The organism is Pedobacter chinensis (genome assembly GCF_003339865.1).
GTDB classification, from domain to species: Bacteria; Bacteroidota; Bacteroidia; order Sphingobacteriales; family Sphingobacteriaceae; genus Pedobacter; species Pedobacter chinensis.
Window position 1 is genome coordinate 53346 of sequence record NZ_QPKV01000003.1, and the last position, 18806, is coordinate 72151.

Genomic DNA, 18806 nt, shown 5'->3' on the forward strand with positions numbered 1-18806 from the left:
CCTGTAGAGCCCTTAAAAGGCTCAAAACCGTTTCTAAACAATGATGACTTTGCTAATCCGTCTACAACATAATCAATTTTAAATTCCGCTATTGGAATAGCAAAACCAAGCTCCTCCCATTAGCATTTTTGAATATTAGTTCATCCTCAAGTTGGTCATATTTTAACTCTATGTTTTTAGAAATCTGCCCATTTGATTGTTTTATTATACCCTTCGTCCAACTATCGATAAAATATGGCGACCCTTTCAAATCGACATAGGTTCTAAATCTAAGAGGCATCCCTATTGATTCTTTTAATCTAAAGAATTCTTGAGCATATATATCGCTCGTTGATATTAAGAAGATTAATAAAGTCAATATTTTAGATAATTGTTTCATAAGTATATGTTTTAATAAAAAAAGGAGCTTTATTGAAGCTCCTTTTTTTATTAATTTATTCTATTATGGTTTATCCCACCACATTCTATTATTAATACTATTATTAGTCCAACCTTGTTGAGCTAATGCTGCATCGTAGTTATCTCTATTCGTGGTTTGATCCGCTGTAGGATATCCAACACGTCTAGGAATCACTGTTCCATTTTGTGAGTTAGGACCAGGAACCAAGGCCGGAAAACCTGTTCTTCTAAATTCCGTCCATGCTTCCCATCCATCTAAATACAATGCAATCCATCTTTGCGTACCAATTTGTTGCAAAGCCGTTGCTGGATTATAAACTATACCAGTAAGAGTTTTAAATGCCGGGTCAGCAACACCATATTGAGTTAAAGAGGCGTCTATTCCCGCATTGTAATAGGTCGCTGCAATTGCATCGCCTCCAGCGATCCAACCTCGTTTAGCTGCTTCGGCCAAAGCAAATTGCACTTGTGCACCAGTAAAAATATATGCTGGTGCATCCGTGGTACGCAAGGCTTCACCAATACGACTATAAGAATTTGGAATATTTGTTTGTACTTGTACGCCAAACTGCAGTCCGATAACCTGATTGCCCGCCAAAACCTCTCCATATACAGGTAATCTTGGATCAGTACCTGAAGCATTGTTTTTCATGATATCAACTAACGTTTTACTAATTGCAAAATCATTACGTTTAGAGATACTATAATTATTATACCATGGATTATAATTATTGGGATCTCCACCTAAAAAAGTATACTCTAAAGTTTCACCTGCTGTTATAGGCGTAGCTGCAAGAGCGCTTGCAAACTCAGTCGCAGCGAAATCTCCTGCGTTAGGGTATACTTTTGAAAGTCTTAATGCCATTAACAATCTTTGTGTAGCCGCAAACTTCTTCCAAGAAGTCATGTCACCATTGAACATAATATCACCTGTTGGTCCTGCACCACCATCTATTTGTGCTACAGCCTCCTTAAGTTCTTTAAAAAGATCTTTGTAGATATCTTCCTGCTTGGAGAACCTAGGGGTAATATTTTCAATGTTTAGTGCCTCAGTATAAGGAATATCTCCCCATCTATCGGTTACCTTCCAAAACACATACGCTTTCATTATTCTAGCTACAGCAATTTGGTTATTAATAGAACCATTTGCGGCAGCATCTGCTTCAGGGGCGCCAGCTTCCGCGAAAGTTATAATTTGATTAAGATTTTTTAATATTTCCGAATAGAAGGTGTAATAACTCGGATTTAAGGTACTTCCTGCATCATTAAAAGGAGAAACGGTTAAATACGGCCCCTCAGAGATATGCTGGCCAAATATTGCCCCAGTAGAAGACAATACCGCAACACCAGCAGTATTGGCTGCGCTCGATCCGGATTGATCACCTCTAGCTTGTGTTTTTTGCATTGCATAAGTCAATAAGGCCCTAGTTGCGGCCTTAGAAACTTTAGTCCGATCGACGTTAGTATCACCAAAGTCTCCAAATTTCTTACAGCTTGTTGCTAATACACCAACACTAACTGCAAGAAGTATATATTTTTTAATATTTTTCATATTCTTAAAAATTAAAGTCCAACTCTTAAATTAAGACCAAACGTACGCGATGATGGCAACTGCCCGCCTTCTTGCCAGAAGTTTTCGATTTCTGATGGATCAACGCCATATTTTTTACCAGGTGCAGAAATTAACCAGGCGTTACCTACTATAAAACCTAAGTTAGCAGATTTAAGGAATCCGGTTCTTGCCAATATCTTATTTGGCAAATTATATCCTAATCTTACTTCTCTTAATTTTAAATAAGACGCGCTAATCATGAAAAGTTCTCCTGAACCGGTTTGCATCCCATCATAAAAAGCAGTACTAGCATCAACATATCTTGTGTTTGGTTGTCCATTTGCAAGTACGCCCTCAAATTTGTAACCACCCCCTTGAGAAACAGGCAATCTCCAATCGATACCTTTATCATTTAAACCAACTGTTTCTTGAGATAATCCACTACCCATATTGAATGCACGTGTGGTTGAATTGAATAATCCACCTTTTTGAAAATCTAGTGAAAATCCTAAATCAAAATCGAACACCCTTAACGAACTATACGCACCTCCATTAAATTTAGGACGAGCATAGCCAATGAACTGATTGGTTGTAGAAGTTGGTAAACCACTTGCAGCAATAATTACATTTCCATTAGCATCACGATTCCAGGTACGCCCCAAAATATAACCCCATTCTTCTCCTTCACGTAAGTTTAAGGTATTGTTGAAGAAAGTACTTGTTTGATAAATTACATTTGTTTGTTTATCAGTTATCTTATTAACAATAGTTTTCGATTTACTAAAGTTAACTGTTAAATCCCAGCTCACATTTTTAGACTGAATTGGTGTTCCTGCTAGGCTAAACTCAAAACCTCTGTTAGTTAAATCGCCCGCATTAATCAAGTTACTGGTATAGCCAGTTGCACCATTTAGGGTCACACCCAGGATTTGATTTTTGTTTTTATTTACATAATAGGCAAAGTCTAAACCAATTCTATTTTTTAAAAATTTCAGCTCAGCACCAATTTCAAATGAATTGGTTTTTGCAGGAATAATTCTACCATCTCTAAACTCATTACCAATAGCCAATGAAGGATTGGTTTCGTAAGCAGGAGAAGTATTGTATTGAAGATTTACTCTGTAAGGATCAACATCAGAACCAACTTGAGCATAAGCTAATCTTAACTTACCGAATGAAACTGCATTTTTAATACTTGCTGGCAAAAACTCTGAGAAGACAAAAGACCCTGAAACCGAAGGATAGAAATATGAATTCAAATCTGGTGCAAATACTGAAGACCAGTCATTTCTAGCAGTAACATCTAAGTAAAGAAAGTTTTTATAGGCTAATGAAGCTTTACCAAATATGCTCCTAACTTCTTTTTCGTAGTAGTCATTCGTTGTTGTTGGACGAGCTACTGAGGCTCCGATATTAAAATAGTTTGGAAAACTTAAACCTCCAGCAGTCGCCATGTCTAGTCTTTCTCTTTTTTCATGTCGAATGTTACCAGCTCCCAATGCATTTAAAGTGAAATCACCAAACGTTTTATTATAAGTTAAGTTTAACTCGTAATTGAACTCTGTGTCTGTCCAGTTTCTGGTTTTAAAATAATCTTGTTGTAAGCCCCCTGTTGCCATTCGCTCATCACCCACTTCATTGTTAATGTTACCTCTTAAGAAACCTGCAAGCCCAAAGCCGCTACCTAAATCATATTTTAAGCCTAAATTACCAACCAAACGGTTATTTCTTTGAGTTCTATAGTTGTTATTAACCACCCAGAAAGGGTTATCCCAATATTGTGGAGTTGTGATTTCATCAAGATCACCAGTACCATTTGGGTTACCAATATTCCAAGATGTAACAGTTCCATCAGCCAAAATTTGATGATCTCTCATATAATTCATATCCAATTGGCGCTGAAACCATTGATTGAAACCCTGAACCACGTTTAATCCATCATTACGATAGGTTTCATATGGCTGACCAATTCTGTTTTCTTTAGCAAACTGGATATCAGTCGAAACAGTAAATCTTTTGCTCACATCGTATGAACCATTAACATTTAAAATGTTCATTGAACGATTTGCTTTATCTTGTACAAGGGACCTTGTTTGATTAGTATAACCTACACGTAGGTTATAACCTTCTCCACCAGCTGTAAAGGCAATACTATTATTATATGAGGCTCCGTTTTTTAAATAATCTTTAATGTTATTTGGTTGAGCAGTTAAAGGCACTAGTTTTCCAAATTCATCACCTGGGTACCAGCTATAATATGGACGATAAAGTGTGGTTCCGTCTATCTTCGGTCCGAAACTTGCGTCTGCTCCATAATCCAGCATATTTTGCCCATCAAAAGCGGCCCAAGAAGCCGGATGAATTGATGGATCATACTCAAATTTTTCGAATTGACCGGTATAACCCCCTGCATATTCGTTTTGATAATCCGGAAGTAAAGAGGTTTTTTCAATTGACACCCCTGAATTGATCTCAATTGAAGTACCCGCTTTTCTTGTTCCTTTTTTGCTAGTGATAATTACCACACCGTTATAAGCACGTTGACCATACAATGCTGTCGCAGCTGCCCCCTTCAGAACAGTAATGCTCTCTATGTTATCCATGTTAACATTAGCCTGATCTGCAGGCGTACCATCCACAACAAACAAAGGTTGGCCAACTGTAAAACCATTAATTCCACGAACGATTATCGAAGCATTGTCGAATGTAGAACTTGGTGAACCATTTAACTGAACACCAGCAACTTTGCCTGCTAAGGCTGTGCTAATATCAGTATTTTTTGCTATTGTTAATTTTTCACCCTTAATTTCAGTCGCAGCATATCCTAAGGCTCTTGCCTCTCTTCTCTCACCTAAAGCAGTAACTACAACTTCAGATAATAATGTGGCATCAGCAGCTAAAACAACATTGATCGTTGTTGCTGAACCAATTGTTCTGGTTTGCGTAGCAAAACCAATGGAACTAAATACTAGAGAAGTGGCTGCAGCTGGAACTCTTAGAGAATATTTGCCATCTGCACCTGTTACAGCGCCTCCAGAGGCGCCTGAAATTTTTACACTTACCCCGGGAATCGGTAGTTTGTCATCCGAAGAGGTAACTGTACCAGTAATTGTTCGATCTTGTGCGAAGGCAGTTGTTGCCAAACACAATAAGATGAACAAACTTTGTAGAAGTTTTTTCATGATAGAAGAATAGGTTAGTTAATGATTAGTAATAATTTACTAAATTATAGTTACTTAATTGTAACGCCAAAATTATTTTAACAATTTTTAACAACCTATTCAAAATATGACAGAACGGATGGTAAAATATTAACAATAACGGGCATTTCCACTAAAAATTGATTCAAATAATTGGATTTTTGTGGCTTTTTAACCTTAATGCTAATAACTACAAAAAATAATATTCCCAAAAAGGGTTTTTCCGCTTTCCCAAAAATTTCTGAACAATGGATCGTTAGCCAGGTAAACCACCTGACCGCGGCCAAAATCCTGAACACCGATTAATAAACCTGATTTTAACTCTTCACGAACTTTTTTCCCAACAACTCCTGCCATCAGGCTCTTATCATTGATTTGACCAACATTCCAGCCTTTGGTAAATGGTTCATAAATCTTACGGTCGGTTTTTAAGGTATAGTAAATTTTACCAAGTCCATAAGAGAAAGGATGGGATGCATCCAGATTAACCTTATAAATGGCCCCGGGAATAGCGAATTCGTAGTCATCTTTATCTTTGTCTTTAAACAGCAATTTGCTCGGTTCAGGTTTTTCATCCTTTTTAGCCAATATTTCTTTCTTTTTAATATCGAAACCCTTTTTATCTAAAATGCTCTCAATAGCATCTTCCATCAGAATTAGTTTCCCGCCCTTGTTCAGCCATGCGGTTAAACCATCGCCTATATAAGAACTGTAAGTCCCGTCTGGAAGAATCAGGGTGTTTATTTTATTAAGGTCGAGGTTATTAATATCTTTAACATTGATAATACTTGGCGAAAGATTTAAATCGTGTTCCAAATAAAACCAGGCCTCTCCAAAAGCTAAAGATGAAACTTCGTTACCGGATACAATTGCAATTTTAGGTTGCTTAAGAATGGGGTAAACATTCGATCCAAAATCTTTTCCCTTCTCAACAAAGCCACTTGTAATGGCCTGAATAGGTTTATCCAATCTGGTCGCAATCTCAACAACTTTATTTCTAACATCCTTAATTGACTTTTCATTTTCTACCCTCAACACGATTAATGTTCCGGCAGGATAATCTTTTCCGGCAACGGTAAATGCCTGATCGGCTTGACGAACTTTGATATTTTGTTTTTGCAGGGCAATTAAAACCTGTGCATCTTCAGCAGATCCCCAGGCAAAAAGCCAGGCCAGTGGTTTATCAATATTGTTTGAGATTAATTTGTTCTCTTCTAAACCAGCATATTTACCTTTAAAACTCTCTTTGCTTGCATAAGCTTTTAAACCATACACATAAGGCAGTGCCCAGGCTGTGATATCATAAGTATTAGAATCGGTTACAAAAGTTTGCGGTTCTAAAAGAACATTAGCCAAAACAGCTCTTGGCTGTTGAATGTTCACGATCAAATCATTCCGCCCAACGGTAAAACTCTCTTCCTTTTGTGTATTGTAATCATAACCGCGGCCGGTTTTATCAGCACCATAAGCAAATTCTATTTTATTTCTGGTTAACAGTTCTGCCAATTTCTTTTGCCTTGACAAGTTACTGGCCTTAATTATGTATGTTTTATATATACCAAGAGCAGTATTTAACTCTTGCTGAAAGTATTTTTTGTACTCCTCCAACAATTTATTATGATTCAATGAGCAAACTTCAATGGTAGACATGCCCGTGGTAAAGTGATGTGCAATCCGGTCTTTTAAAGTTAAGGTATCGCCATCATTGGTAATCACTGATAAGCCTGCTCTTATCCCGCCCTGTTCATAAGTCATCCCAATTGAACCGTTATATAAAGGATAGGTATCGCCATAAGATGGGTAAAGCAAGTCGAAACGTTCTTTCGTAAAATAGGCCCAACCTTCCGCATCAAAGTATTTTGCATTGTTTTTTCCAACCACCACCTGGAAACTTTTTTGCCAGGGAGTAATGTCCTGATGAACAGGCTCTGCTGCCGGAGCGAAGTAATAAGGTTCGTTATAGCTTTGTTCATGGAAGTCAACGTGAACCTGAGGCATCCAATTGTTATATAAAGCCAACCTCTGCTTGCTTTCAATTTGTGTTTGCCAGGCCCAATCGCGATTTAAATCGAAATAATAATGATTTGATCTGCCGCCCGGCCATGGTTCTACATGCTCTCTGGAAAATGGATCTGAATTAGGCGTTTTCCCCACAACACTGTTAAAATAATTTACGTAACGATCTCTTCCATCGGGATTTAAACAAGGGTCGATAATGACAATTGTATTTTTCAGCCATTCATTTGCCTGAACATTTTCTCCTGAAGAAAGTGTATAAAGCATTTTCATGGAGGTTTCTGTAGAGTTCGCCTCATTACCATGTACATTATAGCTTAACCAAACAATACCGGGTTGGGATTTTAAATCAATACCATTGCCAGCTCCTGTTGAAAGCTTTAAGTTATTATTTCGTATCAGCTCTAATTTTTCAATATTTTCTGTCGATGAAACAACGGCGACAATTAATGGCCTGCCCTCATTGGTTTTTCCATATTCAATTAATTTTATGTTTTTTGGCAGGGCCGAGGCTGTTTGTCTGAAATAATCAACCACCTTATGATGAGCGGTAAAATGCGATCCAAGTTCGTAACCTAAAAATTCGTCAGGGGATTTTATTTGTGCATTTACAACAAAGGTGGTAACTAAAACCAAACAGAGCATTAAGCTTTTCTTCATAAAACAATTAAATTTTATCTAATGTAGTAATTTTGCTTTTTGTTGATGCTAAAGCTTAATTTTACAGCATATTTTTTACGATAAACATGATCACAACTGAGGAATTATACGAACACTTTCTTAAAAATCCCATCATATCTACTGATACCAGAAATATTTTACCGGGTTGTATATTTTTCGCGCTAAAAGGTGATCATTTCAATGCAAATGAATTCGCTGCCCAGGCAATAGAAAAAGGCGCATCTTTTGCTGTGATTGATGAGGAAACTCACGCTGTTAATGACCGCTGTTTATTGGTTAATGATGTGTTAATAACGCTGCAGGATTTAGCCCGCCATCATCGCAAACAATTAAATATTCCTGTTATAGGCTTAACGGGAAGCAACGGAAAAACAACCAGTAAAGAATTGGTTAATGCCGTTTTAAAAGAGCGATATAAAACCTTTGCTACTTTCGGCAATCTTAATAATCATATAGGGGTGCCTCTTTCCATTTTATCCATAACCAGCGATGTACAAATTGCGGTAATTGAAATGGGGGCAAATCATCAAAAGGAAATTGAATTATTGTGTACAATAGCCCAGCCTACTCACGGGATCATCACAAATGTCGGCATGGCTCATCTTGACGGATTTGGCGGGTTTGATGGTGTAAAAAAAGGTAAGGCAGAGCTTTATACTTACTTAAAAGAGACCCGTGGTTATACTTTTATCAATAGAAACAACCCATACTTATTAGAAATGAGTGCTGCAGCTGGTTTAAACAAATTGATTTATTACGGCACAGAAAATGGCAACTCTATAAAAGGAACTTTAAAAAGCAGTGACCCTTTTATTGAGGTAGAATGGACCAATCATGATATTTCATCTTTTGTGAAAACCAATTTAACCGGAAGTTATAACTTTGAAAACATTCTCGCTGCAATTTGTATCGGCGATTTTTTTGATATTGCACCGGAAGAAATCAATAATGGATTGTCAAATTATCAGCCTAAAAACAACCGCTCTCAGTTAACAAAAACTGAAAACAACACTGTTATTTGCGATTTTTACAATGCAAATCCAAGTAGCATGGCCGCCGCTTTAAATAATATTTCAACGCTAACTGCTGATCAAAAAACTGCCATTTTAGGAGATATGTTTGAGCTTGGCCCGGAATCACCGTTGCAACATAAATTAATTGTTAAACAAGCAACCGAGAGCAGTTTGAATCAAATTATTTTTATTGGAAAATATTTTTATGCCTTTAAAGACGAATTTAACGGTATATTTTTTGAAGCTCCGGCAGAAGCGGCCGCTTATCTTCAAAAAAAGCAGATCAAAAATAACCTGATTTTATTAAAAGGATCAAGAGGAATGAAACTGGAGGGCTTATTGCAGTATTTGTAATTGAATATGAATGACAGGAATTACAATGAACCATTGAAGATCAACACAGAATATCCTTTAAAATAACTAAATCATACAAAAATTGAGCGATCAAAGTGGAGGAAAAATCGTTCACTGTGACCTTTGATTTATAGCTCTGTTAGAACAATTTTAACTGTTTTTGCAGTAGCCTGACAGGTAAGATGACCCGGTCCTGCGATAAGCCTGCTTTGATTACCGATTTATGTTACAGGTTTACTATTAAGAACATGAAGCAAAACGCCTTAATGGTCCTAATGGTCATTTAGTAAAATAGCCTAATTTTGAGTCAATTCCCCAGACACGGCTTCCTGCCCTCATGTCAATTAAGAAGGCGTTGCACATTTCTGTACAACGCCCATGGTTTGTTTGGTTGTTATTAGTTAAAAAGTACAGGCAATTTTTCCGTATATGAAACGTCCGTTAAAGCCGAACTGACTTACTGCCCTTGGGTATAAAAATCTTCCGTTTGAAGTATTGTCCAAGCCTCCGGAGTAATTGCTTGTGGAAGCACTATTAAAATTTCTTTCATTGTTGCGTGGGTCGATGTATAATTTATCTGGATAAACATCGAAAATATTATTTGCTCCAACCGTAACAGACCATGCCTTGCCAGCGGCATAACTTACAGAGAAATCAGAAACCCATTTAGGAGAAAAAGTTTGATCCAATTGTGTTGGCAAGCCATTAGCAGGAATGTTTGGGTCAACCGCATTTAGAAAAGTAACCTCGCCAAATCTAACTGTTCTTGCTACAAATGATAATTTATCCACAGTATAAGTAGCAGTGATATTCAATTTGTTTTTCGGAACTGAACTTTCAAAGCGTGAACGCTCCAATCTATCGAAAAGTTTAGCCTTTAATGTTGGGTCACTTTCAATTTTATCAGATCCCTGAATACTTCTAACCACTGTTTTGTTCACGTTTCCAGCAACACTTAAAATTAAGCTGCTTTTAGTGCCTAACGCAAATTTATTAGTTAAAACGACATCGATACCTGCTGTATTTGTTTTAATTGCATTGGTAAAAAATTGTACGCTATTAATTTGTGCTGCAGGATCTACCGTATTCAAAATTTGATTAACCACGCCTGTTGGCACCAAAACACCTCCGGAGCGTTCGCGGGCATACTGGCTGGAGAAAACGATCCGGTCACTAATGTCGATATTATAGGCATCAACAGTAAATGAAAATGTTTTCGCAATTCTACCTGCCAAACCTAAGCTTCCTGATTTAGAAATCTCTGGTTTTAGTGCTCCAACGCCAAATTGAGCCACAATTGGATTAGCATTATTCACTGTTAAAACCTGGGTTGCGGCAGTTCCAACGAATTGTGTACTCTCATTGTTAAAATATTGCTGATGTAAAGATGGCGCTCTGAATCCTGTTGCGTAGGCGCCACGTAATGAAACATCGCCAAAAAGTTTAACCTTACCTGTTAATTTATAAGAGAAGTTTGATCCGAAATCGCTATAGTTCTCATAACGTCCTGCTGCGCCCAAAGTTACTCTTTGACCAAACTCAGCTTCGAAATCGGCATAAGCACCAATATTGTTTCTCGATTTGTCTAATACATTACTCGGTTTGAATCCTGGGAAAACCTGCGAGCCAGATGCTGTTGGAGAAGTACCAATCAATCTTCCTCCATTAGAATAAGATAATAATTCACCTTCTTTAATCTGGTAGTTATCCACTCTATATTCAGCTCCAAATGCGGTATTTAATGAGCTTAAGAAACCACCCTCAAAAATATGTTTTTTGCTTAAATCAAAGTTACTGGTGTTTTGTCTGAAAAGAAGTTCTCCTGCGTAAAACGAAGTTGGGCTGGTTCCTGTAGGCAATGATGCATTAACGGTATTGTCGATATCAAATTTAATGGTGTTTTCGCCGCTTGTGTTGCTTAAGTCATAATCCCAGGTGCCAATTTTACCTCTTAAGCCAACTGATAAGGAGTAATCGTTGATGGATGTATTAATAAAAGGCAAAAATCCATTTGGGTAGATTGATAAATCGATTTGTGTAGTTTGCGTTGGCAAGCGATAAAAACCTGCTGCACGACCTGTTTTGTGCGTAAAACCGGCTGCGTAGTAAAGTTGGGTAGCTTTGCCGAAGTTAAATTGTCCGTTTAAGAAACCGCCGCCGTTTTTAGAGTCTGAATTACCAACACGCATATTGTTTCTATCCAAGCCATTTGCTGCTGCTCTTGCATCATCAGCCGCTTTTAAACTCGCGAAACGAGATTGAAAATCAGCTTCTGTTTCTGTTGCGCCTCTGGTTGGATTTGCAGAATATAAAAGAGGGCGTGTATCCAATCCACCACGGTTGGTATATCCTCGCTGTAAATATTGAGCAGCAAAATTGATAAAACCTTTATCATTTTTAAATGCCCATCCTTTGCTAAAATCTATTTGGAATGTTCTTCCATCGCTAAATTCACGACCCAATGCCTTCGAATCTGATTGACCAAAAGAGGTGGAAAAACTGTATGGCGTTACTTTTTTTAGCACAATGTTGATTACACCCGCAATTGCATCCGAACCATATTGTGCTGCGGCACCATCACGTAAAACTTCAATTCGCTCTATCGCTGAAACGGGAATGGAGTTTAAATCGGTGCCGACCGAACCACGACCAAAAGTTCCATTGATATTCACTAAAGCGGTGGTATGACGGCGCTTACCGTTTACCAAAACCAACACCTGATCGGGGCCTAAGCCTCGTAATGATGCGGGATCGATGTGATCTGTACCATCAGAAACGGTTTGTCTGTTTGAACTGAATGATGGGGCGACAAAATTTAATATCTGTGTTAAATCCGTTTGAGCGAACACTTTAACGTCTTTTGCTGAAATTAAATCAACCGGAACCACACTTTCAATATTTGTTCTTGGCGTGGACCTCGAACCAATTACCACAACATCTCCTAAGTTTGATTTTGTTTCCAACAAGGTAAAATCTAATGTTTTAACAGATTTACCAATATTCACGTCCTGCTCTGCATTAACATAACCAGTAAAGGTAACCCGAACTTTATATGTTCCTGCGTCTGGAAATTTCAATGCATAAAGGCCATTTGCATCTGTTGAAGTTCCAATCTTCTGACCAACAACCTGAACACTGGCTCCTGGAATGGCAACTCCGGCTGAATCGACAACCTTGCCTTGCAAGCTTTGTGCAAATAATTGGCTTGAAATGATTAGAAAAAAAAGTGGGAGGGAGATTTTGAGTAAGTTTTTTATCATATGCTAACAGTTTGTTTACACAATGATAACAATTTTATTACAATAACAAATATTTTACAAAGTTTTTTGCAGTAAAATTCATAAAAAACGTTTTAGAAGAGTTTTTAAAAACAAAACACTTCAGTTTTTTAGTTAAAATTCTTTTTTATAGGAAAAAATGTGGTTTTTAAACTATTTATTCAGCTTCTTTTACCAAAAGACCCACATCACTTATCTCCACTAACGGATTATCCCGCATGTTTTGTTCTATTTCAACAGTAAACTTCCCGTTTTTTGAAAAATGATGGTTTGTAAGTAATGGCAAAGTATAACTAAACACATTTCCAGAGCCACTACCTAACCATTCGCCATCATTTTTTGCTAATTTATATTGATAGCGCTTGGTTACAATGCTTTTGCCGTCTTTAAAATGTGCCAGGATAAAAATATTTGCATATTTATAATCAGCTGTATGCCTTAATTTAAAATAGATATGATAAGTCTTGGTACTGTCTTTAATTTCAAATGGGGTAATAATATGATTGCGATAAGTCCATTTGCGTTCCGGGATTTCAACATTGCTGTCAATAACACTTGGAGTACATCCCCAGAAAAGAGATGTAGCCAGCAAAAAGCTCAATAGAAAAGCTATTCTTTTATTCAGCAGCAGGTTTATTCTCTGAGCCATTGTTGTTATTTCGGCGATTATTGTTTTTCCTACGGTTATTTCTGTTTTTATTTTTGCTTTGCTCTGGTTTGATCCCTTCAGCATTTAAAGCGCCTTCTGGCCTCACAACTGGCTTCTGCTTCGGATTATTTCCCTGGGGTTTCGGTCCGTTGACATGTTGCGGCCTCGGTACAGCTTGTTGCTGAGGTTTTGGTCCGGCATTTTGTGATTTTGGACCATTTTGTTGTGGTTTTCCGCCTTGCTGCGATTTTTGACCACCTTGCTGAGGCTTGCTGTTTGGCCCTGCGTTTTTCTCTCCCGCAGAAACTCTATCTCTCCGATTATCGTTTTTATTCCGATTTTTTTGATTTCTATTCTGATTGTTTTTACCTCTTGAACGTTCATCCAAACGGGTCAAACTATCCTGACCAACCACATTTTCGTAATCAAAAGATTTCTCAACGATAACCGGTGCGGCAATTTGAACAGCCTCTTCTTTTAAATTAGGTGCTTTTTTGCCGGCCTTGTTCATTGCCATGATTTCCTTAACACGAGTTGCTTTTACCGGAATCCAGTTTTCATCGCCCTGATAACTAAACCACATGATTTTTTTGAAAATATCAGTTTTCTGATGACGGGCATAACCAGCCTCAGTATCTAAATTCTCAATCCGATCAGGAATATCTTTCAAAGCATCCAGATAAGTATCTAATTCATAGTTTAAACAGCATTTTAATTTACCGCATTGTCCGGCAAGTTTTAAGGTATTTAAAGAAAGGTTTTGATAACGTGCCGCAGCAGTAGAAACTGTTTTGAAGTTGGTTAGCCACGTAGAGCAGCACAATTCGCGGCCGCATGAGCCAATCCCTCCTAAACGACCAGCCTCCTGTCGCATTCCAATTTGACGCATCTCGATGCGAATCCGGAAACTTTCGGCCATTTTTTTAATTAATTCCCGAAAATCTACCCGACCATCTGCAGTATAAAAGAATGTGGCTTTTGTTTTATCAGCCTGATAATCAACATCACTGATTTTCATTGATAAACGAAGATCCAATGCCAATTTACGGGCTTTATGCATGGTTTCCCATTCCATTCCCTTGGCGGCATTCCATTTTTCAACATCAGCCTCGGTAGCCTTACGATAAATCTTTTTAGTTACCTGATCTAAAGAAGTTTTACGGCGTTTCATTTGAATGCGCACCAGCTCACCTGTAAGCGAAACATGGCCAACATCAAATCCTCCGGTTGGCCCCTCAACAGCAACCAAATCACCAATTTCGAGATAAATATTATCGGTATTGAGGAAAAATTCCTTTCGTGAGCCTTTAAATTTTATTTCTGTAACCTGAAAAGGTTTATAATTTGAGGGCATATCCAGGTTGGATAGCCAATCGTGAACTTCCATTGTTTGGCACCCACCGGTGCCGCATGAGCCATTACTTTTGCATCCATTAGGGGTGCAACCACCACCTGTTGAACAACTTCCACATCCCATAACTAATTGTATATATATTGAGTCCCCTGAGGGAGCGTTTTAAACTTTATAATTTTTATCAACTGTAAAGATACATCTAAAAACAGAATTTTAGGGTTTGCATTCCTTTCGATGTGGTAATGAGCCTTCTCCAATTCGCCAATAATTGCTTCGGCCATTGGCAAGGTAAGCACATGTGTACTGAGCTTTTTTGCGGTATCTAATGTTAGTGGGGGCAGTTTTACCAGTTCTTCTGCTCCACTTAAAATCAAACAGCACTCGCGTAAATAATTTACGCCATATTTTAAAAAATTCTTTTGATTTTCTCTTCCCCACTTCGCCGCCTCATCTGTAAAATCAATTAAATCGGGCACTTTGTTTCCAAATCCCATTCGTAACCAGGCTGTAAAAGTTCCTGAACTATCGCTTTGCGTATCGGCAGCCAAAGCTTTTGCCTCAATCAAATTTCCATCTGCTAAAAATGAATAATCGATGGCCTGGTGTTCAGTTAAACCACTTGTACGAAGCAGGTAATCCGAAACTTCTTCTGCCGTTAATTTTGGGATTTTAACAATTTGAGTTCGGGATAAAATAGTAGTCAATATCTGATCCTGACTTTGAGCAATCAGAATAAACAAGGTATTTGCAGGTGGTTCTTCAATCAATTTCAACAAAGCATTTCCAGCTTTATCCAAATATTCAGGCAACCACATAATCAATACCTTAGTATCAGCTTCAAAAGCTTTATAGCTCAGTTTTTTAATAATATCGTGGCATTCGGCGATAGGAATATTGGCTTGTTTATTTGCTGCATCGAGCTTCGATCGCCAAATGTCCATATCAAAATAGGGATCTTGCAACAACATACTGCGCCATTCCTCCAATACATCAACAGCTGTTTTTGTGCTCGCTGAGGCAAAAAACGGATACGAAAAATGTAAGTCGGGATGGATTAGCCTTTCATATTTTCTACAGCTCGAACATTCGCCGCAACTGTCATCTTCTCTTTTATCTAAACAGTTAATATACTGCGCATAAGCTATTGCCAAGGGCACAGCTCCTGAACCAACAGGTGACAAGAAAAGCTGTGCATGGCTGATGCGGTTTTCTTTTACCGTTTGCACCAATTGTTGCTTAACCCTGTCTTGTCCGATGATTTCTTTAAATTGCATTTGGTGCAAAATAAGAAATAGATATGAGATTCAACGCCTCCTCATTCTGAACTTGTTTCAGAATCGCTCTTTTTGAGATTTTACAGACAGTTTAAAGGGTTTAGAAAAACGGGGAGCAACCTTTTTGTGTTAAATAGATTAATAGATTGCTCCGTTGTTCCGCCTCGTATGACGTTACTACTGTACAAGGCAGCACGTTCCTTTAAGGGAAGTGCAGGGAGGGGCCTAGCCTTTTAGTTATGCCTTATTTTAGTGGTTTAGTTGGCTACCTTTTTTTAAGAACAGGGAGGTGCCCTTCGGGCGGCGATGAAGCTCCAAAATCATTGCAAATAAGATTGCCCCGAAGCGGAGAAAAACCATTTCTTGTATGACATAGCGGCCATAGGCCAGTAACTTTAATCGTTATTCTAATGTAACAATATAACCCCAATCATTGGAAAAAATGATTTTCACACATTTTTAAAGAAGCCATAGAATCTATTTTCGTCCAAAATGCTTACTCAACAAAGTTTGCTTTGTTAAACAGTATCTATATATTTACAAACCATCGGGTAAAAAACTAAATGAACTTCTCAAAATTTATTCTTGTACAGCTGGTGCTGAGCAGCTTCTTTTTTTCAGGATTTAGTCAGGACAAAACGATCAAAATATTAGTGATTGATGCACAAAAGAAGGCAATAGAAAATGTAACTGTACAATTGCTTTTGGCTAACAAACTAACGCTTATTAAAGCTGGAATAACAGATAAAAACGGAATAGCAGCTTTCACGGAACCCAAAGCTAACAATTACATTTTTAAGATAAGTGCCATAGGCTTCGTAACGCAGCAAACTGCAGTTGTTAAATCGCCATTTAACACTAATTCCATGACAATTAATTTGGTAGCAGCCGATAAAAATCTTGAAGATGTAAGTGTTATTGGAAAAAAACAATTTATTCAGCGGGCTCAGGGAAAAACCATTGTTAACGTTGATGCCGCTGTAACCAATACCGGCACAACGGTTTTAGAAGTTTTGGAAAAATCGCCGGGTGTAACGGTGGATCGAAATGGAGGGATTAGTTTGCAAGGCAAATCAAATGTGCTGGTTATGATTGATGACAAGCAAACCTATTTATCAGGAACCGAGTTAAATAATTTGCTTAGCAATATGAGTTCTTCACAAGTCAATCAAATTGAACTCATAACCAACCCCTCTGCCAAGTATGATGCCAGCGGAAATGCAGGGATTATCAACATTAAAACCAGGAAAAATAAACAAGAGGGTTTTAATGGTTCGATAATTACTTCTTTTGGTCACGGAAAATACCATAAAAACAATAATAGTTTAATGTTAAACTATAGAAAAGGCAGATTCAACTCTTTTGCTAATTATAGCGTCAACCTAAACAAGAGTTTTACCAATATTGATGCCTACCGCCGATATTTTGACAATAATGAAAATATCAGTGCTGTTTTAGATCAGTCATCCAGATTTTTCGGTAAAAACCACGGTCATTTATTAAAAACCGGACTGGATTTTTATGCTTCGGAAAAAACAACCGTTGGCTTAACATTAACGGGTAATTTATCCAACCGTGATGGAGGAAGCGAAGCCATAGCCAACTGGAAAAATAGCTCAGGACAAATAGATTCGGCAATTGCGACTTATAGCACAACCGACTTTAAGCTTAAAAACGGTGCAATTAACTTAAACTTAAAACATACGATCAACAAAAACCAGGAGCTTTCTGCCGACTTGGATATTCTTAAATATATCATTGATAATAATCAGACATTTACCAATAAATTACTTGCTGCTGGTGGATATATAAGGGGTTCTCAGGCGACAATTCCGTCTGATTTAAGAATTTTTTCTGCAAAAGTTGATCATAATATTCATTTCGGAAAAAATCAAAAATTAGAATCGGGATTTAAGTCTTCTTCGATAAGTACAGATAACATTGCAGCATATCAAAGTTATGATGGCACAACCTTCTCTGAAGACTTAAATAAAAGTAATCACTTTTTATATCAGGAAAATATCAATGCATTATACAGCAGTTTTGAAACTAAGTTTGATAAATTTAATGCACAAGCAGGTCTTCGCTACGAGAATACAAATTATAAAGGTAATCAACTTGGCAATCGCATTCGGCCAGATTCTACATTCTCCAAAAACTACGGCAATCTGTTTCCTTCTGGTTATATAAGCTATGCGCTCGATTCCCTAAACACATTTAGCCTGACCGCCAGCCGGAGAATAGATCGCCCGGCCTATCAAAGGCTTAACCCTTTTGTTTTCATCATTAATAAATATACTTATCAAAGGGGTAATCCATTCTTTTTACCACAATATAGCTGGAATCTGGAATTAACACATCAGTTTAAGCAAGTGCTAACCACTACAGTATCTTATAGTGTTATTAAAGATTATTTCTCTCAACTATTTTTATCAGAAGGAACGGATATTCTGGTTTATACAGAAGGGAATGTTGGCCGGATGCATAACCTTGGCTTATCAATTGCATTACAGGTTGCTCCATTTAAATGGTGGTCTGTAAATGCCCAAAGCACCTTTAATTATAAGAAACTAAATGGTTATCAAAATATAAACTATTCATCATCTGTTAACCAGTTATTATCCAGTTTGAATAATCAATTTACCATAAATAAAGGATTAAGTGCCGAAATTTCTGGCTTTTATATCACCACAGCCAGAAACGACTTGCAGGAATTGCTTTATCCTACAGGACAGTTATCTGCTGGTTTATCGCAAAGCATATTAAAGGGGAAAGGGAGTTTAAAACTGAGTGCCAGAGATATTTTTTATACACAAGCGATGGAGGGCTTAACTGATTTTCCCGGTGCCAATGAATATTTTACATTAACAAGAGATAGTCGCGTGGTTAACCTGGCCTTTACTTACAGATTCGGAAAGCCTCTAAAGGCCGTTAAACGATCAACAGGTGGTGCAGCCGATGAGATCAATAGGGCAGGAAGGTAGACCTAAAAAACCCATTTCCTAAAAAACCTTACCTTTGGAGCTTTTAAAGTTT

General features: G+C 37.6%; 10 protein-coding genes. 2 read left to right on the top strand and 8 right to left on the bottom strand.

The annotated features are described in order from the left end of the window. Window positions 1–88: 88 nt before the first annotated feature. The 4 genes from DU508_RS05590 to DU508_RS05605 all read right to left on the bottom strand — a co-directional run bounded on the left by DU508_RS05590 (window position 89) and on the right by DU508_RS05605 (window position 7827). Window positions 89–379: a hypothetical protein gene (locus DU508_RS05590; RefSeq protein WP_115401870.1), complete on the bottom strand. Its 291-nt coding sequence runs from the start codon at window positions 377–379 to the stop codon at window positions 89–91. Window positions 380–442: 63 nt separating this feature from the next. Continuing rightward, window positions 443–1951, bottom strand: a complete 1509-nt coding sequence (locus DU508_RS05595; protein WP_115401871.1) for a SusD/RagB family nutrient-binding outer membrane lipoprotein — start codon at window positions 1949–1951, stop codon at window positions 443–445. Window positions 1952–1962: 11 nt separating this feature from the next. Further along, entirely contained in the window at window positions 1963–5133 is a 3171-nt protein-coding gene (locus DU508_RS05600; protein WP_115401872.1) for a SusC/RagA family TonB-linked outer membrane protein, read from the bottom strand. 201 nt (window positions 5134–5334) lie between these two features. Continuing rightward, complete coding sequence (locus DU508_RS05605; RefSeq protein WP_115401873.1) at window positions 5335–7827, bottom strand: M14 metallopeptidase family protein; 2493 nt, start codon at window positions 7825–7827, stop codon at window positions 5335–5337. Window positions 7828–7913: 86 nt separating this feature from the next. Between DU508_RS05605 and DU508_RS05610 the strand changes: the two genes are divergently transcribed. Continuing rightward, window positions 7914–9215: a UDP-N-acetylmuramoyl-tripeptide--D-alanyl-D-alanine ligase gene (locus DU508_RS05610; protein ID WP_199562656.1), complete on the top strand. Its 1302-nt coding sequence runs from the start codon at window positions 7914–7916 to the stop codon at window positions 9213–9215. A 401-nt stretch (window positions 9216–9616) separates the two neighbouring features. Here the strand turns inward: DU508_RS05610 and DU508_RS05615 are convergent, their stop codons facing one another. From DU508_RS05615 to DU508_RS05630, 4 genes are all read right to left on the bottom strand, one after another. After that, window positions 9617–12475 carry a TonB-dependent receptor gene (locus DU508_RS05615; RefSeq protein WP_115401874.1) on the bottom strand — a complete coding sequence of 953 codons (2859 nt, stop codon included), beginning with the start codon at window positions 12473–12475 and terminating at the stop codon, window positions 9617–9619. A 175-nt stretch (window positions 12476–12650) separates the two neighbouring features. After that, a complete protein-coding gene (locus DU508_RS05620) occupies window positions 12651–13142 on the bottom strand; it encodes a gliding motility lipoprotein GldH (protein ID WP_115401875.1) in 492 nt (163 codons plus the stop codon). Then, entirely contained in the window at window positions 13111–14619 is a 1509-nt protein-coding gene (gene ricT, locus DU508_RS05625; protein WP_115401876.1) for a regulatory iron-sulfur-containing complex subunit RicT, read from the bottom strand. The genes DU508_RS05620 and ricT overlap by 32 nt, the downstream gene beginning before the upstream one ends. A 2-nt stretch (window positions 14620–14621) precedes the next feature. After that, window positions 14622–15770, bottom strand: a complete 1149-nt coding sequence (locus DU508_RS05630; RefSeq protein ID WP_115401877.1) for a DNA polymerase III subunit — start codon at window positions 15768–15770, stop codon at window positions 14622–14624. Window positions 15771–16333: 563 nt separating this feature from the next. On the opposite strand from DU508_RS05630, the gene DU508_RS05635 reads away from it, so the two are divergent. Continuing rightward, a complete protein-coding gene (locus tag DU508_RS05635) occupies window positions 16334–18754 on the top strand; it encodes an outer membrane beta-barrel family protein (protein ID WP_115401878.1) in 2421 nt (806 codons plus the stop codon). Window positions 18755–18806 lie beyond the last annotated feature (52 nt).